Origin of the sequence: Pseudomonas sp. A214, from assembly GCF_900156295.1 — a bacterium.
In the GTDB taxonomy this organism is placed as follows: Bacteria; Pseudomonadota; Gammaproteobacteria; order Pseudomonadales; family Pseudomonadaceae; genus Aquipseudomonas; species Aquipseudomonas rhizophila.
In genome coordinates this window covers 870,312-889,226 of record NZ_LT707062.1, presented here as the reverse complement: position 1 = coordinate 889,226, position 18,915 = coordinate 870,312, and the positions used below count along the sequence as shown (strand labels likewise).

20 protein-coding genes are annotated in these 18,915 nt (G+C 56.7%); 11 read left to right on the top strand and 9 right to left on the bottom strand.

The genetic code is table 11. The annotated features are described in order from the left end of the window. Nucleotides 1-115 precede the first annotated feature (115 nt). From BW979_RS03990 to BW979_RS03975, 4 genes are all read left to right on the top strand, one after another. Entirely contained in the window at nucleotides 116-475 is a 360-nt protein-coding gene (locus tag BW979_RS03990) for a DUF6124 family protein (protein WP_076383219.1), read from the top strand. A gap of 524 nt (nucleotides 476-999) precedes the next feature. Next, nucleotides 1,000-2,007 carry a hypothetical protein gene (locus tag BW979_RS03985; protein WP_156893489.1) on the top strand — a complete coding sequence of 336 codons (1,008 nt, stop codon included), beginning with the start codon at nucleotides 1,000-1,002 and terminating at the stop codon, nucleotides 2,005-2,007. Further along, nucleotides 2,004-3,053: a DUF262 domain-containing protein gene (locus BW979_RS03980; RefSeq protein ID WP_172833782.1), complete on the top strand. Its 1,050-nt coding sequence runs from the start codon at nucleotides 2,004-2,006 to the stop codon at nucleotides 3,051-3,053. The genes BW979_RS03985 and BW979_RS03980 overlap by 4 nt, the downstream gene beginning before the upstream one ends. Nucleotides 3,054-3,178: 125 nt before the next feature. Continuing rightward, entirely contained in the window at nucleotides 3,179-4,117 is a 939-nt protein-coding gene (locus BW979_RS03975; RefSeq protein ID WP_076383217.1) for a hypothetical protein, read from the top strand. 50 nt (nucleotides 4,118-4,167) lie between these two features. Here the strand turns inward: BW979_RS03975 and BW979_RS03970 are convergent, their stop codons facing one another. Further along, complete coding sequence (locus tag BW979_RS03970) at nucleotides 4,168-4,731, bottom strand: hypothetical protein (protein ID WP_156893486.1); 564 nt, start codon at nucleotides 4,729-4,731, stop codon at nucleotides 4,168-4,170. Nucleotides 4,732-5,260: 529 nt separating this feature from the next. Between BW979_RS03970 and BW979_RS03965 the strand changes: the two genes are divergently transcribed. Both BW979_RS03965 and BW979_RS03960 read left to right on the top strand, forming a co-directional pair. Next, on the top strand, nucleotides 5,261-5,959 hold the full coding sequence (locus BW979_RS03965; protein WP_076383215.1) for a hypothetical protein: 699 nt from the start codon (nucleotides 5,261-5,263) through the stop codon (nucleotides 5,957-5,959). Then, nucleotides 5,956-6,864, top strand: coding sequence for a hypothetical protein (locus BW979_RS03960; RefSeq protein WP_076383214.1), 909 nt, complete (start codon nucleotides 5,956-5,958; stop codon nucleotides 6,862-6,864). The genes BW979_RS03965 and BW979_RS03960 overlap by 4 nt, the downstream gene beginning before the upstream one ends. A 194-nt stretch (nucleotides 6,865-7,058) precedes the next feature. Here BW979_RS03960 and BW979_RS03955 read toward each other — a convergent pair whose 3' ends face one another. The 3 genes from BW979_RS03955 to BW979_RS03945 all read right to left on the bottom strand — a co-directional run bounded on the left by BW979_RS03955 (nucleotide 7,059) and on the right by BW979_RS03945 (nucleotide 8,875). Then, a complete protein-coding gene (locus BW979_RS03955) occupies nucleotides 7,059-7,334 on the bottom strand; it encodes an HU family DNA-binding protein (RefSeq protein ID WP_047226733.1) in 276 nt (91 codons plus the stop codon). Between the two features lie 192 nt (nucleotides 7,335-7,526). Continuing rightward, nucleotides 7,527-8,675, bottom strand: a complete 1,149-nt coding sequence (locus BW979_RS03950) for an NAD(P)/FAD-dependent oxidoreductase (RefSeq protein WP_047226792.1) — start codon at nucleotides 8,673-8,675, stop codon at nucleotides 7,527-7,529. 35 nt (nucleotides 8,676-8,710) lie between these two features. Further along, nucleotides 8,711-8,875: a rubredoxin gene (locus BW979_RS03945; protein ID WP_047226732.1), complete on the bottom strand. Its 165-nt coding sequence runs from the start codon at nucleotides 8,873-8,875 to the stop codon at nucleotides 8,711-8,713. Nucleotides 8,876-9,071: 196 nt separating this feature from the next. On the opposite strand from BW979_RS03945, the gene BW979_RS03940 reads away from it, so the two are divergent. Both BW979_RS03940 and ubiA read left to right on the top strand, forming a co-directional pair. After that, entirely contained in the window at nucleotides 9,072-9,635 is a 564-nt protein-coding gene (locus BW979_RS03940) for a chorismate--pyruvate lyase family protein (RefSeq protein WP_047226791.1), read from the top strand. Next, nucleotides 9,635-10,525 (top strand): 4-hydroxybenzoate octaprenyltransferase, encoded by an 891-nt coding sequence (ubiA, locus tag BW979_RS03935; protein WP_076383213.1) that lies wholly within the window; start codon nucleotides 9,635-9,637, stop codon nucleotides 10,523-10,525. Before BW979_RS03940 ends, ubiA begins: the two co-directional genes overlap by 1 nt. A gap of 92 nt (nucleotides 10,526-10,617) precedes the next feature. Here the strand turns inward: ubiA and BW979_RS03930 are convergent, their stop codons facing one another. Further along, nucleotides 10,618-11,004 carry a COG4315 family predicted lipoprotein gene (locus BW979_RS03930; protein ID WP_076383212.1) on the bottom strand — a complete coding sequence of 129 codons (387 nt, stop codon included), beginning with the start codon at nucleotides 11,002-11,004 and terminating at the stop codon, nucleotides 10,618-10,620. Between the two features lie 152 nt (nucleotides 11,005-11,156). Between BW979_RS03930 and phoB the strand changes: the two genes are divergently transcribed. The 3 genes from phoB to BW979_RS03915 all read left to right on the top strand — a co-directional run bounded on the left by phoB (nucleotide 11,157) and on the right by BW979_RS03915 (nucleotide 14,678). Further along, nucleotides 11,157-11,846: a phosphate regulon transcriptional regulator PhoB gene (gene phoB / locus BW979_RS03925; RefSeq protein WP_003177195.1), complete on the top strand. Its 690-nt coding sequence runs from the start codon at nucleotides 11,157-11,159 to the stop codon at nucleotides 11,844-11,846. A gap of 81 nt (nucleotides 11,847-11,927) precedes the next feature. Then, a complete protein-coding gene (gene phoR, locus BW979_RS03920; protein WP_230682609.1) occupies nucleotides 11,928-13,214 on the top strand; it encodes a phosphate regulon sensor histidine kinase PhoR in 1,287 nt (428 codons plus the stop codon). Nucleotides 13,215-13,337: 123 nt separating this feature from the next. Further along, entirely contained in the window at nucleotides 13,338-14,678 is a 1,341-nt protein-coding gene (locus BW979_RS03915) for a hemolysin family protein (protein WP_076383211.1), read from the top strand. 144 nt (nucleotides 14,679-14,822) lie between these two features. Here the strand turns inward: BW979_RS03915 and BW979_RS03910 are convergent, their stop codons facing one another. The 4 genes from BW979_RS03910 to pstB all read right to left on the bottom strand — a co-directional run bounded on the left by BW979_RS03910 (nucleotide 14,823) and on the right by pstB (nucleotide 18,805). After that, nucleotides 14,823-15,719, bottom strand: coding sequence for a peptidoglycan DD-metalloendopeptidase family protein (locus tag BW979_RS03910; protein ID WP_047226727.1), 897 nt, complete (start codon nucleotides 15,717-15,719; stop codon nucleotides 14,823-14,825). Between the two features lie 237 nt (nucleotides 15,720-15,956). Then, nucleotides 15,957-16,919, bottom strand: a complete 963-nt coding sequence (locus BW979_RS03905) for a response regulator (RefSeq protein WP_047226726.1) — start codon at nucleotides 16,917-16,919, stop codon at nucleotides 15,957-15,959. A gap of 169 nt (nucleotides 16,920-17,088) precedes the next feature. Continuing rightward, nucleotides 17,089-17,850: a phosphate signaling complex protein PhoU gene (gene phoU, locus BW979_RS03900; protein WP_047226725.1), complete on the bottom strand. Its 762-nt coding sequence runs from the start codon at nucleotides 17,848-17,850 to the stop codon at nucleotides 17,089-17,091. Nucleotides 17,851-17,971: 121 nt separating this feature from the next. Continuing rightward, entirely contained in the window at nucleotides 17,972-18,805 is an 834-nt protein-coding gene (gene pstB / locus BW979_RS03895) for a phosphate ABC transporter ATP-binding protein PstB (protein ID WP_047226724.1), read from the bottom strand. Nucleotides 18,806-18,915 lie beyond the last annotated feature (110 nt).

The following is an 18,915-nucleotide window of genomic DNA, read 5'->3' as shown; positions in this document are numbered from 1 at the left end:
GCCTTCGGGCGCGCCGGGATCCGTTACCTCTACCGGTCTACTAACTTGCGCACAGCTGCCTCCTTTCGTTTAGTAGCGAGATGGTTGCGGCCTACTCATTAGAGGTAACGCAACGATGTTCAAAATTACTCCAAATCCTCCTGAAACTGACTCAACGTCTCCTCATCCAGGTCGAAAAAACAAACAGCACGACGAAACCACCAAACGCGTCTTGGATCACTATCTGCTACCGAAACCGGAAAAGTCCGAAAATGCATCCAAACCGGGCCAGCTTTTCACCGTGGCAAAAAACGCCGACAACGAATGCCTGCTCGCCAACCTCAGCGAAAACCTGGCATCCGCCGACGCGATGATCAGCAATCTGGCTTTCGACCTCGAAGGCCCCCGCCGCCACATCGCCCTCGGTGTCCAGCAACTGATTGAACTGAGTTCATTGCTGGCGAACCGGGTGCTGGATAACGTCGATCCGCGATAACAACCCATCCGACGTCAAACCCGACGTCTTGCGTCGGGTTTGACGTATATGCGTCTGACCGCAGCTTTCCTAGCGAGCCTGTTTCATCTCATCACTGGGCTGCGCTTTCGTTTCGCTGCATCACCTACAGACACGTAGCAAAACGGCCCAAGTACTAACGGCTGTTGATCCTCGCCTGCTATCGGCCATGAGCTACCATTCGTGACCGGCAGCAATCGGCCAATTGCGGACGTACGGTCCAGGTTTCTGGCGAACAGCAATAGCCAAGCACGTTGAAATGAATTTTAATTAGCGCGCAAAATTATAGCGCTCAATGATTGTCGAGAAAATACACGTATAGACAATTTGCATGGCAATTCGATATCGTCTCTTCTTCAAAAATGCACCCACGAAATTCTTTAACCCAAATAAAGTTTATTGGTCAGTTCAGACAGCAGAAGGTGCACATCTCATGGTCCTCCAGCGTCTCTAATGACTTCAACCCTATTACGTCCCCAGGAATACCGGCAAAATATGGATATAATATGAAGATATTGCTTGTAGCTGGAAATGGCTTGTCTATTTCAATGTTGAATCAGATACACAAATGCGTCGATCTCTCTAACCTTTTCTCGATGGGATGTGATGTGACATGGCCTGCAACGGGAAAACCTGGATTCCTTAGCTATGAACATTGCCCAAATTTGTGGGCGCTCGGCGCACGGCAAACAACTTCGCCACAAAACTCATATGATGTAATAGAGCAGATTATTACCGCTGTAAATGCATGCTGCTTAGCCGACCCAGCATCACTTGAAGATGGAATATATATACGTGCATACAAAGAGCTTGTAGCTTATCTGAGATATCTGTTTGTGCATTATGATACTACCCTGCTATCAGAAAACTTCTTTTCCAGTGATGATGCCAGTCAGCCAATTGATTGGCTTATTGAAGCCGCAAAAGATGACAATATAAGCAGTGTTGATATAATAAATTTTAATTACGACGCTTTTCTTGAGAGGACTCTTCAAGCGAAGGGCATCGCATTTTCAATACCCCTACTTGATGAAGATCAAAACTCCAAAGTTACGATCCATAAACCTCATGGCTCAATAACTTTTTGCGGAAAGTCAGCCATTGATAACACTGCATTCTCGGTAAACTACGAAGCTAGTTTTACTGAAGGGGGCATAGACGAGCTTGCGGTTAAATATGAGGATTTGGACAAGCACTATCCATTAGTCGGGATATTGCCTCCAGCTGGAGAGTCAGACAGATACAAACATCGCTGGATTAGACAGATCTGGGATAAGGCTATTGAGGCAGCAAAGAAATTAGAAGAGAATGACATTGTTATCATTTATGGTCTAAGCTATTGGCATGTGGACCGTAAGGAGATAGACATGCTTCTAGGGGAGGTTTCGCGTAAGGCACGAGTAATCTCAGTTAACCCCTTCCCAAATGCACACTTTGAAGCAGTCTGTTGCAGTTTGTTTAAGTCGTACCATTCATACTCCAATCCAAAACATCTTGCGAGGATGATAAAGTGATTAAAAAACTAGATCGCAATACCACAACCATATCCATCGCAAGTTTTCATGAACAAAACCAAGCGAATAAATTCAACTATGATCCACCCTATCAACGTCGCTCAGTCTGGTCCGACGAAAAGCAAAGCTATTTGATAGATAGCATATTGCGAAATTTTCCTATACCACCAATTTTTTTGCATAGAAAAATTGACAGTGATACAGGTACAACTACATTCGACGTCATTGACGGCAAGCAGCGATTAACTGCAATTGCTCGCTTCATCAATAATGAAATCCCAGCAGCCAATGAATATGGGCCTGTTGAGGAAGAAGGAATTTTGGATGGTAGTTATTTTAAGGATCTCAGCTCAGATAAACGCTTGGCAGAGTTCAAAGCGGCGTTTTGGAAGTACGACCTCCCAGTAGAATATGTGGATCCATCCGATCAAGGGCTTATCGAAGAAGTTTTTGACAGATTAAATCGTAATGGCGAAGCACTAAATGGCCAAGAGCTTCGAAACGCCCAATACCACTCAACTAATATCATAAAATCAGTGGAGGAACTTCGCGGTCACAAATATTTCATCGAGCGCTTAGGAGTCACCGATCTCGCACGAATGGAGGACAAAGAATTCTGTTCTGAATGCCTACTATCTTCACATCAGCGCTTAGTCATTGGCTCAAGCCAGAAGATACTTGATGACTTGTATCTAAAGTATTGCGATGAAGACTTTAAAGACGCGCTAAGCTTGTCTTTATCGATATGTGACGAGCTTAACTCTCTGGAGCTAGATTACGTTGGCTCTCGCATTAGCGGCGTATCTCATCTTTATGGTCTTTGGGGGCTTGCCCTTATCTTAAATATCAACGGAAAGTCTGTTCAAAGCTACAAAGCTGAATTACATAAATTCTACGGCGAACTAAGAGGTGATACGGAAACGAATATAGTCCGAGAAGAATACAAAAAGAGCATGAACTCTAGGACAAAAGAGCGTTTTATGAGAGTTAAAAGGGTTAACTCTTTATTGGCAGCATGCGGGGAAGAAAAACTCGCAATTAAATAAAGTCCTACAATTGCTATTCTGCCAGGCGAACAGCCCGCAAAAGGAATTTGTTTTCTGTTCGCTAGAGCGGGGGGCTTAGCTCAAAGTAGCGTTTGCTGTGATAATCAAGGTTGTGGAGTGTAGCTGTGAGTGGCGAGCAAAAATCATTTTTAGTATCTAGGTTTGTTAAGCTCTCGGCAGCTGGCATCATATTAGCTTTTGTCTTATATGCGTTGATGATAGTGGTGGTGACCTGGCCAATAAGTGAATGGTCTCTGGATAAGGCGGGTACTTTTGGCGATAGTTTTGGTGTTTTAACTTCTGTTTTTACAGGTCTGGCTTTTATGGGGCTGATGTCAACAGTATTTCTTCAGAGAGAGGAGTTACAGCTAAATAGGAAAGAGCTCGAAGAAACAAGGAATGAATTGAAATTACAAAGCTTAACCTTTAATCATCAGCGCTTTGAAAGCTCTTTTTATCAGCTGCTTTCTTTGTATAAGGAAAATCTACGCGAGCTCTCGATCCGTAAAGTCGGAAGTCAATCAGAGCGAATTTTTGGCATAGACGCCTTAAATTACCTTAACAAGCGATTCGATGATGCCTGTATGGGGTTACGAGCATTCTCGGATGATATAAGTCCTGCTGCTCAAGATGAATATCTTTATCACCTATTTTCAATGATCCAGTCTGTTTATTTTAGACAGTCCAGATATGTTGAAACGCTAGCTAATATTCTTATTCTGGTTGAGGATGAATTAGAGTCTGAGCAAAGGAAGCAGGCATATTGGCGCATCGTGGTTTCTCAGCTTACGGCATATGAGGTCAAGTATATATATTATCAAGCACTGGCATCTCCAGATTATGGCGTGCTTAGGGATGTTATCTTGCGCTCAGATGTTTTGCGGGCGAGGCTTGCAACTCTCGATATTCGGGATGATCACAAGAAAGCCTTTAATATAGTTTGGGGCATTTCAATTCCCAAAAAAAGAAGACCATTCCACTCTCCGCTAAGTTCGGAACGGGTTAGACTAGTTCGAATGTCGATACAAAAACGAGAAAAAGAACAAAAGAATAATAGTATTTGAATCTTCTTGTGCGATAGTGCGGATCGTACCGGACTTTCTCAATCCGCGTCTCATTGAAGGAGAGTTTTGGCAGCACACTTCTGCAGTAAGGCAATGTCATTGAGATGCTTTTCTGACTGCTCGGCTAGTGTTGAAACTGCAATCTTCTTCATAGCGATGAGAGCCGGGATAGAGGCCACCAGAACGGGCATACCAAAGAGCTTGGCAGGAAGAGCGTCAGCTTCGACTTCGGAGTAAGTTGGCAACCCCTGTGTTGGCGTGATCAGCTCTGCATAGTAGGAACCCTTCAGCGGCACCTGCAGGCCAAGCCGAGTGAAGGAGTCAGCGGAGAAGCCTGATAGATGAAGCTTTGCGAGAGCCGACGAGATTCGAGTTGAATTCTCTAAACTCGGCTCGATCAGAAGATCTAGATCATCAGCCTGGCGCTCGGGACAATACCAAGCGACAGCAAGGCCTCCGATTATTACGAATTTCACACCGACCGACATCAGTTCACGCACAAGCTCTTCGTTTGCGCCAAAGTGAAATAGGTTGTCGCCGATTCGGTTGTTCATTGCAGCCAACGCTCTAATATTTTTTAATAAATGAAAATTTGGTTTAGTCGGTATTTTCAATGCTGTTTTTCGTTTGTGCCTTATAGGCTTCTTTGCTCATGCGTAACCTCTGTTTTTCTTGATTGTTACTCCAGAAACACGAAATTAGGTGAGGCGGAAAGGCGACATGGCTTTTGGCACATTAGAGGAGAGTGTAGCAACATGCCCATGGTCTGCTTTTGGCCGAGGCTGTGTAAAAACGTTTTTCAGCGCGACAGGTACTCAAATCCGGACTGGAAATCGCGCTTCTACGCAAAATCCACATCTGCTGACGTGCCAATAAATTTCAGATTTCACGTAGACGCGCACACCTCAATTTTGGCGAAGCGTTTTTACACACTCTGGGCCCGTAGCTGCCCGTCGGAATGAACCGCACAAGCCCGTATTCGCCCCATAGAACCACGCGGATAACCTCCACGCGGCTTCAAAATTTGCCAGTTCCCTCCCGCGCGCCCTGTAATTCTGCAGAAAAATATCAATCTGCCACTATTGTTCCGCCCAATGCTGCCGACACAGGCAGCATCGTTTTTAAATCATAAGGACTTGATGCATGTCTTTTCACACCTTCCGCACTCTCGCTGCACTGACGTTACTCGCCTGCCTCACGCTCACCGGCTGCGCCCACGTTCAACCGCCAGTACCACTGGATCATCAATTCTGGGACGCCAAGGAGCCTACTATCGGCGTGGCGATTACCGTGGTGCCGGAGCCTGTGCTGGCGCTGACCGGCAACCAGGGTCTTCTGGATTTGGCCATCAACAAGGGTGTTAACAGCACGCTCAGCGACAGTGTCGAGAAATGGCAAGTCAAGGACCTCAACACGCTGCCGGACGCCATTGTCGCCAAGTTGCAGGCCAAGGGTTACAAGGCCAAACGAATCGACGAGCCGGTGGATCTGAAGGTCTATAAGGAAGTCAGTTTCCGCGAAGGCTACACGGTCCGCGACCTGACGCCGCTCAAGGCGACTTACGGGGTGGATCGCCTGTTGCTGGTCAACATTCTGGCTACCGGCGCCACTCGCAGCTATTACAGCGTCGTGCCGACCAGCGTGCCGATGGCGCAGGTGGGCGGGCAAGGCATGGTGGTTGATTTGGCCGACAACAAGCTGCTGTGGTTCAAACCTTTTGCCGTTGTGCAGGCCGCTCAGGGTGAGTGGGACGAGCCCAACTACGCCAATCTGACCAACGCCTTCTACCAGGCGATGGATACCAGCCGCCAGCAAATGATCACCCCGTTCGAACAACAATGAAACGGGCGCTGTTAGCGGCCGCCACGCTGGCCCTGCTGGTGCTGGCCGGTTGCGCGCAGAAGCCTGCGCCGCCGGCCGGTTTCAAGTCGCAAGAGGCGGTGACTTACGTCCAGGCCCATGGGGTCAAGGTGGATGTACAACTACCGCCGGCGTTCGTGGGGGCCAGCACTGTGGTCGACGCCAAGGCCGCGCAGCAGGCCGCGTCGTCGAGCCATAATCTGATCGCCAGTTCCGGCAACACCGCCGGGCTTGCCGGTTTGCTGGTCGCCAGCCTGATCAATACCCAGATGGGCAGCGGCAGCTTGCAGCGGGATGCGGAAACCGCTGCGGCCAAGGAGTCGCGCCCGCTGGCCGACCTGTTGGCGGGCGTACCGTTGCAGGAACGTCTGCAACAGCGTTTCCAGCAGGCTTCGCTGGCGGCCGGCCTCAAGCAGGGAGCGGGGCCCGTGACCGCGCGCCTACTGGTCGAACCTAAACTGATGCTCACCCCCGATCGCGGCAGTTTCGTGCTGATCAATCAGGTGCAGGTCCAGGATATTGCCGGTTCGGCGCTGTACCGCATGCGCATCGAAGTCACCAGCCAGCCGATTCGGCGTTGCGGCAGCCGCTGCATTGATGATGGCAGCCTGGATCTGACGCAAGTCACGGCGGTGCTGGACGAGTGCATCGACGAATCGATGCGCGTGCTGACCACCGACCTGATGCTGCCGACCCCACCGCCAGCCGCCCAGGAAACCTTGCGTTATGTGCTCGATGGTCAGCGCGTGGTCGAGCGCGGTTATCAATTGGCCCACAACGGCAGTTACTGGCGTTATCGCAACCTCTACGGCGCGGTGAAATCAGTGCCGGTGCCGTTCGAGGATGCGCTGACAGAGGCGCAGTTGCAGAAGGTATACGGGCGTTAATCTGGGCTGCGCCGCCGAGCGGGGATAAATCCCCTCGCCCAACCAACAGGCGACCATCGCGAGCAGGCTCGCTCCCACATTGGCGGTTTGGGGCCTTCGACGTTCGGGAAAAAGCCATAAAAAAAGGGCATCCGACTCAATCGGCATGCCCTTTTTTTCTACCGCTTGCCCCCTAACCGGGGAACCCGCGGCGATTATGGATTGACGCTGGCCTTCAACATTTTGCCCGGCTTGAAGGCGACGGTGTTGCTGGCCTTGATCTTCACCGGCTCACCGGTCTGTGGGTTTTTGCCGGTACGCGCGCCGCGGTGGCGCTGCAGGAAGGTGCCGAAGCCTACCAGGGTGACGCTGTCCTTGCGGTGCAGGGCGCCGGTGATTTCTTCGAGAACGGCGTTGAGGACGCGGTTGGCTTGCTCTTTAGTGAGGTCAGCCTTTTCCGCGATGGCGGCGGCGAGTTCTGGTTTACGCATGAATGAAGCCCCTTTTGACGGTTTTTTTGTTGTTATGTCTGGGCTGTACTCATGGAAACAGCCCCTAAGGCGCCGCAGGCTCTACTCTGCGGCAGACGGGAGTGAGGATGGCACGGGGCCGCAGGCGGCGCCAGTGTCAGGGTGGCCTTTGTCGCGCCGAAAGCAGGGTATTTACGACAGAAGGACTGGCATTTACGCCAGCAGCGCTGGAAGCTCTTTGTTCAGTGCCAGTTTTTCCATCACCGCCGCGCCGGTCAGGGCGTAGCCCAGCAAGTTGCCGTTGGCATCGCGGCACAGGGCCTTGATGTCGCTGCCCTGCCCTTCAACGCTCCACACGCCTTCGCTGCCCCGTGGCGGTGGCGAAACCACCAGTGGGCACACCGGGGTTTTCACGGTAATTGGCATGGCACCGTAGCGCACGGCGGTCGGGTTGCCGGCCAGGGTTTGGGCCAGGGCGCGGGCGCAGCTCATCAGCGGCATGACGTACAGCAGGTTCAAGCCGTCGACCTCGGCGCAGTCGCCCAGGGCGTAGATGTTGGCGTGGGAGGTTTTCAGGTGGCGGTCGACCACCACGCCGCGATTGACCACCAGGCCGGCAGCGGCGGCCAAATCGATGCGGGGGCGCAGGCCGATGGCCGAGACCACCAGGTCGCAGGCGATCACCTGGCCGTCGGACAGGTGCGCCTCCAGCCCGTCGGCCACCCGTTGCAGGCGATTGAGCACCGGCCCCAGGTGGAAACGCGCGCCGAGGCTTTCCAGCCCGGCCTGTACCGCCGCAGCGGCCGCAGGGTGCAGCAGGGTCGGCATGACTTGCTCGCACGGCGCGACCAGTTGCACTTCGTAACCGCCCAGGATCAGGTCGTTGGCGAATTCGCAGCCAATCAGCCCGGCACCGAGCAAGAGCACCCGGCGCTTGCCGGCAGCCGCTGCGCGAAAGCGTGCGTAGTCTTCCAGATCGTTGATGGGGAAGATCAGGTCCGAGGCATCACCCTGTACCGGCACGCGCACGGTTTCTGCGCCCCAGGCCAGGATCAGGTCGCGGTAGTTCACCGTTTCTTCGCCGATCCACAAGCGTTTGTGGCCCGGATCGATGCCGCTGATGCGGGTGTGGGTGCGCACTTCGGCGTTCAGTTGCTCGGCCATGGCGCCCGGCTCGGCCATGCTCAGGCCGTCGGCGTCTTTGTTTTTGCCAAAGCCTGTGGAGAGCATCGGCTTGGAGTAGGAGCGACCGTCATCGGCGCTGATCAGCAGCAGCGGAGTTTCGCTGTCGAGTTTGCGAAACTCCCGGGCCAGGTTGTAACCGGCAAGGCCCGTACCGACGATGACGACAGGTGCACTCATGTTGCTCTCCATGTAGCTCTCCATGCAGGAAACGATCAGATAGCGATCATTTCGAAATCCGATTTACCCACGCCGCAGTCCGGGCAGAGCCAGTCTTCGGGTACGTCCTGCCAGGCAGTGCCGGGCGCGATGCCGTCATCCGGCCAGCCAAGGGCTTCATCGTAGATCAGGCCGCAGACAATACATTGCCACTTTTTCATTCAGGTACTTCCTCAGGTGTCGGCATTTGCCGGTATGTTGGGTCGATGTAAAGCTGCCCCTTCCGGCTCAGGGCGTTTTGTACTGATCGGTCGCGATAGATGCAAGCATGATCGACGCTAAGACCGCCCCGCTGAATCAAATTCGCCAACCGACATGGTAAGCTCGCGGCCTCATTTGCTGCCATTCAAGACCTCTGTGCCGCATACAAATTCGATATTTCCTACACTCCAATGGTTGCCCCAGCCCCTGCTGTCGCCTCGCCCTGACGCCTGTGTGCTCGACTGGCTGTTCGACGAAGGGTCCCTGACCCGGCGCCTGACGCGGCTGTCGGATGAGCGTTTCAGCGTGACGCCGCTGTTCGAAGGTTGGCAACCCTTGCGTGCCGATGAATGTGCCGCGCTGGATCTGGCCGAGGGCAGCGAAGGCTGGGTACGCGAGGTGTATCTGCGCGGCCATGGCGAGGCCTGGGTGTTTGCCCGCAGTGTGGCGGCGCGTAGCGCGTTGCAGGGCGACGGTTTGCAGATGGACGAGCTGGGCAGTCGCTCTCTGGGCGAGTTGCTGTTTTGCGACCAGGCGTTCCAGCGCCGGGCCATCGAGGTTTGCCATTACCCCGAACAATGGTTGCCGGCTGAGGTGCGCGCTCGTGAACTGTGGGGCCGCCGTTCGCGTTTTGATCGCGGAACGTTGAGTGTGCTGGTGGCGGAAATTTTCCTGCCGCGCCTGTGGACCGTCGCCCGCGCCTATTCGGAGAACTGCTGATGTACGTGCAACTGCTCAAATCCTTGAACCGCCTGAACCCGCGGGCGTGGGACTTCGTGCAACTGACGCGCCTGGACAAGCCCATCGGCATCTATCTGCTGTTATGGCCGACGTTGTGGGCTTTGTGGATTGCCGGGGAAGGTTCGCCGTCCCTGGCCAACATCGTGATTTTCGTGCTTGGCGTGGTTCTGACTCGCGCCGGTGGTTGTGTGATCAACGACTGGGCCGACCGCAAGGTGGACGGCCACGTCAAACGCACCGAACAGCGCCCGCTGGTGAGCGGCAAGATCAGTTCGAAAGAGGCGCTGGTGTTCTTCGCGGTGCTGATGGGCGTGAGCTTCCTGCTGGTGCTGTGCACCAATGCACCGACCATCTTGCTGTCCCTCGGCGGGCTGGCGCTGGCGTTCAGTTACCCGTTCATGAAGCGCTACACCTACTATCCGCAAGTGGTGCTGGGGGCAGCGTTCTCCTGGGGCATGCCGATGGCGTTCACTGCCGAAACCGGGCATCTGCCGGCGGCGGCCTGGCTGCTGTACATCGCCAACCTGCTATGGACGGTGGGTTACGACACCTATTACGCGATGACTGACCGGGACGATGACTTGCGGATCGGCGTCAAGTCCACGGCCATTCTGTTTGGCGATGCCGACCGGGTGATCATCCTGACGCTGCAGGGCTTGGCCTTGGGTTGCCTGCTGCTGGCCGGGGCGAAATTCCAGTTGGGCGGCTGGTTCCACTTGGGGCTGGTGGCCGCTGCCGGGTGTTTTGCCTGGGAATTCTGGTACACCCGCAGCAGAGACCGGATGCGCTGCTTCAAGGCTTTTTTGCACAACCATTGGGCCGGGTTGGCGATTTTCGTGGGGATTGTGCTGGATTACGCGTTGCGGTGAGACCGCTGACCCAGCGCTGAACCCACGGTCATGAAAATCTTTGTGGCGGAGAGATTGCTCCCCCGCCACAAAAGCGTTTTAGCACCGATCAGCTACTTGGGCTTGGCAACCTTCCAGGCACCGCCCATTACGCCGTCACCGGTCTTGTCTCCTTCTTTCTCGTCCTTCACGAAGGTGTACAGCGGCTTGCCGTCGTAGGCCCACTGCGACGACCCGTCGTCGCGCGTAATCACGGTCCATTTACCCATGGGCATGGCAGCGCTTTCAGCCTTGAGCGGTGGCCAGTTCTCGGCACATTTGGCGACGCACGCTGACTTGCCGCCTTGGTCTTTTTCAAAGGTATACAACGTCATGCCCTTGTGGTCGGTCAGCATGCCATCTTTGATCATCGCCGGTTCGTCAGCCGCGTACGCCAGCGCCGGCAGCACCAAGGCAACCGCCAGGCCCAGAGCCTTGATGGATTGGGTAAGGTAAGTCATGGAAACCTTCTTTTGCAGTTGTCAGGAATCGGACTCAAAAGCTTAGTCCAGGATCCTCTACACTGCCGGGTGCCGAAACAAGTGTCACACGACTGCAATAATTCCGTTATCTAATGCGGCGCAAGACAGTTAAATGACAAGAGGATTACCCCATGGTTGGCAGGAGCATTCTGATCGTCGACGACGAAGCGCCCATCCGCGAGATGATCGCCGTTGCGTTGGAGATGGCCGGCTATGACTGCATGGAAGCAGAAAACTCCCAACAGGCCCACGCCATCATCGTCGACCGCAAGCCCGACCTGATTCTGCTGGACTGGATGCTTCCCGGTACGTCTGGCATTGAACTGGCGCGACGCCTCAAGCGCGATGAGCTGACCGGTGATATCCCGATCATCATGCTCACCGCCAAGGGCGAAGAAGACAACAAGATCCAGGGCCTGGAAGTCGGTGCCGACGACTACATCACCAAGCCGTTTTCCCCTCGGGAGCTGGTGGCACGCCTGAAGGCCGTGTTGCGGCGCGCCGGTCCGACCGATGGCGAGGCACCGATTGAAGTCGGCGGCCTGCTGCTGGACCCCATCAGCCACCGCGTGACCATCGACGGCAAACCCGCCGAGATGGGCCCGACCGAATACCGCCTGCTGCAATTTTTCATGACTCACCAGGAGCGCGCCTATACCCGTGGGCAACTGCTGGACCAGGTCTGGGGCGGTAATGTTTATGTCGAGGAGCGCACCGTGGACGTGCACATTCGTCGCCTGCGCAAAGCCCTCGGCGATGCCTATGAGAATCTGGTACAAACTGTGCGCGGCACCGGTTATCGTTTTTCGACCAAGGCCTGACCCGAGCCCTTACCGCCCGACAAGCTGACAAGGACGCGCGTTCAATTGAATCAAAACTGGCATGGCACCCTGATTCGCCACATGTTGTTGCTAGTGACCGGCTGTCTGGTCGTGGGCCTGATCACCGGCTTCTACGGCTGGAGTCTGGCTGCGGGCCTGGCGCTGTACCTGGCCTGGACGCTCAAGCAACTGCTGCGCATGCATGAGTGGCTGCGCCTGCATAAACCCGACGAGGCCCCGCCCGACGGCTATGGCCTGTGGGGTGAGGTATTCGACAGCATCTATCACCTGCAACGGCGTGACCAGCGCGTGCGTGGCCGCCTGCAAGCGGTGATCGACCGGGTCCAGGAGTCCACTGCGGCGCTCAAGGACGCGGTGATCATGCTCGACAGCGATGGCAACCTGGAATGGTGGAACCGCGCCGCCGAAACCCTGCTGGGCCTCAAGACCCCCCAGGACAGCGGCCAGCCGGTGACCAACCTGGTGCGCCACCCTCGCTTCAAGGAATACTTCGAACAGGAAAACTACGCCGAGCCGCTGGAGATTCCTTCGCCCACCAATGACCGGGTGCGCATTCAGCTGTACCTCACGCGCTACGGAAACAACGAGCACTTGATGCTGGTGCGTGACGTGACGCGCATCCATCAGTTGGAACAGATGCGCAAAGACTTCGTCGCCAACGTCTCCCATGAATTGCGCACACCGTTGACCGTGATCTGCGGGTATCTGGAAACCCTGCTGGACAATGTCGAGGAAGTGAACCCACGCTGGAGCCGCGCGTTGCAGCAGATGCACCAGCAAAGCGGGCGTATGCAGACCCTGCTCAATGACCTGCTGCTGCTGGCCAAACTTGAAGCCACCGATTACCCCTCGGACAACCAGCCGGTGCCTGTCGACGACTTGCTGCAAATCATTGTTGAGGATGCCCAGGAACTCTCCGGGCCCAAGCAGCAGACCATCACCCTTGAAGCCGACCCTAACGTGCAGCTCAAGGGCAGCGAGGCCGAATTGCGCAGTGCCTTCTCCAATCTGGTGTTCAATGCCGTCAAGTACACGCCGGAACAAGGCCGGATTCACGTTCGCTGGTGGGGCGACGGCCAAGGCGCACACCTGAGCGTGCAGGATTCGGGCATCGGCATCGACAGCAAACACCTGCCGCGCCTGACCGAACGTTTCTACCGCGTCGATTCCAGCCGCAACTCCAATACCGGCGGCACCGGGCTGGGCCTGGCGATCGTCAAGCACGTGTTACTGCGGCATCGCGGGCGCATGGAAATCAGCAGCGTGCCCGGCCATGGCAGTACGTTTACCTGCCATTTTGCCCCGGCACAGACGGTTCGCGCGCGCCTCACCCGCGCCGCCGATTGAGACCGGCCAGCACTCGCCACTAGGCAACAGCCCAGTCAGCCGCTACATTGGCTGACTTGTGCCTGCCTTTTCAGGCACTCATTTCCAATCCTTTCGAATATACGGAACCCGCAAAACTCCATCATGGACCCTTCCCCTGGCTTGTCCCTGGCAACACTCTTCGCCGAATTCGGCATGATTCTTTTTGCTCTGATCCTGGTTCTGCTCAACGGCTTTTTCGTTGCGGCCGAATTTGCCATGGTCAAACTGCGCTCGACCCGGGTCGAGGCCATCGCTGAGAAAAACGGCTGGCGCGGGCATATCCTGCGTACCGTTCACAGCCAGCTCGATGCTTACCTGTCGGCCTGTCAACTGGGTATCACCCTGGCCTCCCTGGGCCTGGGCTGGGTCGGTGAGCCGGCGTTCGCCCACGTTCTGGAGCCGCTGCTGGGCGCGGTCGGCGTTGAGTCACCGGAAGTGATCAAGGGCGTGTCGTTCTTCACCGCGTTCTTCATCATTTCGTACCTGCACATCGTGGTCGGTGAGCTTGCGCCCAAATCCTGGGCGATCCGCAAGCCCGAGCTGCTGTCGCTGTGGACCGCCGTGCCGCTGTACCTGTTCTACTGGGCCATGTACCCGGCGATCTACCTGCTCAATGCCAGCGCCAACGCCATCCTGCGTATCGCCGGCCAAGGCGAACCCGGCCCGCATCACGAGCACCATTACAGCCGTGAAGAACTGAAACTGATCCTGCACTCCAGCCGTGGCCAGGACCCAAGCGACCAGGGCATGCGTGTGCTGGCCTCGGCTGTGGAAATGGGCGAGCTGGAAGTGGTGGACTGGGCCAACTCCCGGGAAGACCTGGTGACGCTGGAGTTCAATGCGCCGCTCAAGGAGATCCTGGCGATGTTCCGTCGCCACAAGTTCAGCCGCTATCCGGTGTACGACAGCGATCGCCAGGAGTTCGTCGGCCTGCTGCACATCAAGGATCTGCTGCTGGAACTGGCGGCCCTGGATCACATTCCCGAGTCGTTCAACCTGGCCGAACTCACCCGCCCACTGGAGCGCGTGTCGCGGCACATGCCGCTCTCGCAGCTGCTGGAGCAGTTCCGCAAGGGCGGCTCGCACTTCGCCCTGGTTGAAGAAGCCGACGGCAACATCATCGGTTATCTGACCATGGAAGACGTGCTCGAAGTGCTGGTGGGCGACATCCAGGACGAACACCGCAAGGCCGAGCGCGGCATCCTGGCCTATCAGCCGGGCAAGCTGCTGGTGCGCGGTGACACGCCGTTGTTCAAGGTCGAGCGCCTGCTGGGCATCGACCTGGACCACATCGAGGCCGAGACCCTCGCCGGGCTGGTCTATGAAACCCTCAAGCGCGTGCCGGAAGAGGAAGAAGTGCTGGAAGTCGAAGGCCTGCGGATCATCATCAAGAAGATGAAAGGACCGAAGATTATTCTGGCGAAGGTGTTGATGCTCGATTGAGCCCCACCTTTCTACAAGGCATGCACAATCTCTGTGGCGAGGGAGCTTGCTCCCGCTCGGCTGCGAAGCAGTCGTCGCTTTTGGGGCCGCTTCGCGACCCAGCGGGAGCAAGCTCCCTCGCCACAGTAGATCGGCGCCAGCCGCTTACTGCTTGCCCAACGCAAAGTTGGGCAAGTCGCCCACCGGTTGATTGAACTGGTAGGGAATCGACACCAGCCCCAACCCGGTATTGCGCTGCACCACGAAATGCAGGTGCGGACCTGAACTGTTGCCGGTATTGCCCGACAGCGCCAGCGGCGTTCCCACCATCACCCGTTGCCCTTCCCGCACGCTCACCGAGCCTTTTTGCAGGTGCAGGTACACGCCCATGGTCCCGTCATCGTGCAGCACCCGCACGAAGTTGCCCGACGGGTCGGTGCCACGGCCGGTCTGGTGATTTTCCGTCTTGACCACCACGCCGCCGCGCGCCGCGATGATCGGCGTGCCCTCGGGCATGGCGATGTCCATGGCATAACGGTTTTTGGGGCCATAGTGGCTGTATTGACCGTTGGCCCCCTGGCTCAGCCGAAACGGACCACCACGCCACGGCAGCGGGTAGCGATAAGCCTGCGCCGTGCCTGCAGGGTCGCCCAGGGAGTATTCGAACCGCGGGGTATACACCAAAGGCTTTCCGGGGCGCGTGGCCGTGAGCAGCGCCAGACGCAGGTTACTGCGCGCCGGCAGCACCCGCCGGATCGGCCGGCTCGGTGCCCCGCTGACGTTGCGTAGCCCGGCAAAACTCAATTCGATCTCCACCGGCGCGTACAAGTCGTTGCGCACGAACACCGCGTCCGCGCCCTTCTGTTTCTTGATATCGAGAAACACCTGGCGCTCGAGACGTTCGACCATGCGATCACGGAACACGAACACCTGCGCGCCCTTGCTGGGGCGGTCGCTGTAGGACACCACGCCATTGGCATCGGTGGATTTGTATATCGTCATGGCCACGGCCGAGGTGGAGGCCAGGACAAGACCACAGGCAAACAGCAGGGGCAAAAACATGGGCAAGAATTCTGTCGAAATGAAGGCCTGTACAGCAGCCTAGCAGCTGGATGGACCAGCGTAGTCGACGGATGTTTCAAAATGGGTTGGCCGATAGGGCGCTATTGCCGCTGGTGACCCCATCGCGAGCAGGCTCGCTCCCACACTGGATCTGCTGTGGACACAAATTTTGTGAACAACAGAGATCACTGTGGGAGCGAGCCTGCTCGCGATGACTGACTGAAGGACGCCGCCGAATCAGGCGCCAGGTACGAAGTGCTTCTGCGCTGTACCGCGGGCAATCAGGCGGGAGATGTAGTCGAGCTTCTGTGGGTCTTTATCGACAAAACGGAAGGTCAGTTGCAGCCATTCGCTGTCGGGGGTCTGCTCGTGAGCAACGATGGCGTGCAAGTAACCGTTGAGGCGAGCGGTTTCGGCGTTGTCGCCCTGCTCCATGTCCAGCACGGCGCTTTCCAGCACCTGTGGCAGGGTGTCGGTGCGTTTGACCAGCAGCAGCGCTTCCTTGAGGCTCAGGGCCTTGATCACGCATTGCTGGGTGCCGCTGGAGAGGCGCAACTGGCCCTGACCACGGTTGGCGCCAGCCGGGGCGGTGGAGGCTGAAGGCGCCTTGACCGGCGGGCTGTTGAGCATGCCGCGGGCTGGAGCAGCAACAGCGGCGGGCGCGGCAGCTGCAACGACAGCAGGCTTGGCAAATGGATTGACCGCCGGAGCCGCCGCCGCAACCGGAGCCGCCTTGCCGCCGGTAAGCGCGCTGAGCGAATCATTGCCGAACGCCGAGTTCATCTTGGTCGGAGCGCTGTTCATCAGGGTATCGAGCTTGCCAACCTTGTGCAGGGCCTGCTTGACCTTGGTCAGCAGTTGCTCGTTGGTGAACGGCTTGCTGACGTAGCCGGAAACGCCGGCCTGGATCGCCTGGACCACGTTTTCCTTGTCGCCGCGGCTGGTGACCATCACAAACGGCATGCCCTTGAGATTGTCCTGCTGGCGGCACCAGGTCAGCAGCTCCAGGCCCGACATTTCCGGCATTTCCCAATCGCACAGCACCAGGTCGAACGCCTCACGGGCCAGCAGGGATTGGGCTTTCTTACCGTTCACCGCATCTTCGATGCGGATGCCCGGGAAGTAGTTGCGCAGGCACTTCTTCACCAGGTCACGAATGAACGAAGCGTCGTCCACGACCAACACACTGACCTTACTCATCCAGATACACCTCTAAAAAATCCCGGCAAGCATACCGCTTTTACTGATGGCATATTGCCAAAAAACCTTCAGTCACGCCGGGACTCTTCGTTCGCGGGGTGCTGCTTTCGATTAAAAAAGCCGCAAAAAAAAGCCCGACCAGAAGGCCGGGCGCTTTTCTTGGGCAATCTTACTTATCGTCAGTTTCGCCCGGAACATTAGCGGTTTCGGACGAGGTGCCCTCCACTTCGGCCTTCATGCGCTTGAGCCCCAAGTGCCGCACGTCGGTGCCGCGCACCAGGTAGATCACAAGTTCCGAGATGTTGCGCGCATGATCGCCGATACGCTCCAAAGAACGCAGCACCCAGATGATGCTCAGCACCCGGGAGATGGAGCGCGGGTCTTCCATCATGTAGGTCGCCAGCTCACGCAGCGCGGTCTTGTATTCGCGGTCGATGATCTTGTCGTACTGGGCCACCGACAGTGCCAGGTCGGCGTCGAAACGGGCGAAGGCATCCAGTGCGTCGCGCACCATGTTGCGCACCTGGTCGCCAATGTGACGAACTTCGACGTAACCGCGCGGCGCCTCGCCTTCTTCGCACAGCTGAATGGCGCGACGGGCGATCTTGGTGCTTTCGTCGCCGATTCGTTCCAGATCGATCACCGACTTGGAGATGCTGATGATCAGGCGAAGGTCGGAAGCGGCCGGTTGACGACGGGCCAGGATGCGCAGGCACTCTTCGTCGATGTTGCGCTCCATCTGGTTGATCTGGTCGTCGATCTCGCGCACTTGCTGGGCCAGGCCGGAGTCGGCCTCGATCAGCGCGGTCACCGCGTCGTTGACCTGCTTTTCCACCAGCCCGCCCATGGCCAGCAGGTGACTGCGCACCTCCTCGAGCTCGGCATTGAACTGTGCGGAAATGTGGTGAGTAAGGCCTTCCTTCGAAATCATCTTGTGCGCTCCGCGAAAGTTGCAAGCTTCAAGCTGCAAGCTTCAAGCAGTTGAATGTTGATCCTGATACCGCACCGCTTCTGTATCGCCGCGTCAAACGTGCGGCTTGCAGCGGCCTCGACTAGCCATAACGACCGGTGATGTAGTCTTCGGTCTGCTTCTTGGCCGGGTTGGTAAACAGGGTGTCGGTGTCGCCGAATTCCACCAGTTTGCCCATGTACATGAAGGCGGTGTAGTCGGAAACCCGCGCCGCCTGTTGCATGTTGTGGGTCACGATGACGATGGTGAATTTGGATTTGAGCTCGTAGATCAGCTCTTCGACTTTCAGGGTCGAGATCGGGTCCAGGGCCGAGCAAGGTTCGTCGAGCAACAAGACTTCCGGCTCAACGGCGATGGTACGGGCAATCACCAGACGTTGCTGTTGACCACCGGACAGGCCCAGTGCCGATTCGTGCAGACGATCCTTGACCTCGTCCCACAGCGCCGCGCCCTTGAGCGCCCATTCCACGGCTTCGTCAAGAATGCGCTTTTTGTTGATGCCCTGGATGCGCAGGCCGTAGACCACGTTCTCGTAGATGGTTTTGGGGAACGGGTTAGGCTTCTGGAACACCATGCCCACACGACGACGCAGCTCGGCCACATCTTCGCCCTTGCGGTAGATGTCGTTACCGTAGAGGTTGATTTCGCCCTCGACGCGGCAGCCGTCCACCAGATCGTTCATACGGTTGAAGGTGCGCAGCAAGGTTGACTTGCCGCAGCCCGACGGACCGATGAACGCGGTGACGCGCTGCTTCGGGATGTTCAGGCTGACGTCGTACAGCGCCTGCTTCTGGCCGTAAAACAGGTTCAGGCCGGGCACTTCGATGGCGACGGTTTCCTGAGCCAGGTCCAGGCTCTGCTTGTCGCGGCCCAGGGCCGACATGTTGATGCCGCGTGCTTGTGTCTCGTGTTGCATGGGAGGCTCCCTGTGCTAACAAATTCGGTTCGGTTGTCTGGGAGCGAGCCTGCTCGCGATTCAGGCAACTCGGTTTGGCTTTAAAACCGAGGTGATGCCATCGCGAGCAG

Bases quoted from the DNA above. Each gene is read 5' to 3' on its own strand.
- BW979_RS03945 (WP_047226732.1), bottom strand. From the start codon at position 8,875: ATGAAAAAGTGGCAATGTATTGTCTGCGGCCTGATCTACGATGAAGCC.
- phoU (WP_047226725.1), bottom strand. From the start codon at position 17,850: ATGATTTCGAAGGAAGGCCTTACTCACCACATTTCCGCACAGTTCAAT.
- BW979_RS03955 (WP_047226733.1), bottom strand. From the start codon at position 7,334: ATGCGTAAACCAGAACTCGCCGCCGCCATCGCGGAAAAGGCTGACCTC.
- BW979_RS03960 (WP_076383214.1), top strand. From the start codon at position 5,956: ATGAAACGGGCGCTGTTAGCGGCCGCCACGCTGGCCCTGCTGGTGCTG.
- phoR (WP_230682609.1), top strand. From the start codon at position 11,928: ATGTTGTTGCTAGTGACCGGCTGTCTGGTCGTGGGCCTGATCACCGGC.
- BW979_RS03915 (WP_076383211.1), top strand. From the start codon at position 13,338: ATGGACCCTTCCCCTGGCTTGTCCCTGGCAACACTCTTCGCCGAATTC.
- pstB (WP_047226724.1), bottom strand. From the start codon at position 18,805: ATGCAACACGAGACACAAGCACGCGGCATCAACATGTCGGCCCTGGGC.
- BW979_RS03990 (WP_076383219.1), top strand. From the start codon at position 116: ATGTTCAAAATTACTCCAAATCCTCCTGAAACTGACTCAACGTCTCCT.
- phoB (WP_003177195.1), top strand. From the start codon at position 11,157: ATGGTTGGCAGGAGCATTCTGATCGTCGACGACGAAGCGCCCATCCGC.
- BW979_RS03930 (WP_076383212.1), bottom strand. From the start codon at position 11,004: ATGACTTACCTTACCCAATCCATCAAGGCTCTGGGCCTGGCGGTTGCC.
- BW979_RS03985 (WP_156893489.1), top strand. From the start codon at position 1,000: ATGAAGATATTGCTTGTAGCTGGAAATGGCTTGTCTATTTCAATGTTG.
- BW979_RS03905 (WP_047226726.1), bottom strand. From the start codon at position 16,919: ATGAGTAAGGTCAGTGTGTTGGTCGTGGACGACGCTTCGTTCATTCGT.
- BW979_RS03950 (WP_047226792.1), bottom strand. From the start codon at position 8,675: ATGAGTGCACCTGTCGTCATCGTCGGTACGGGCCTTGCCGGTTACAAC.
- ubiA (WP_076383213.1), top strand. From the start codon at position 9,635: ATGTACGTGCAACTGCTCAAATCCTTGAACCGCCTGAACCCGCGGGCG.
- BW979_RS03910 (WP_047226727.1), bottom strand. From the start codon at position 15,719: ATGTTTTTGCCCCTGCTGTTTGCCTGTGGTCTTGTCCTGGCCTCCACC.
- BW979_RS03965 (WP_076383215.1), top strand. From the start codon at position 5,261: ATGTCTTTTCACACCTTCCGCACTCTCGCTGCACTGACGTTACTCGCC.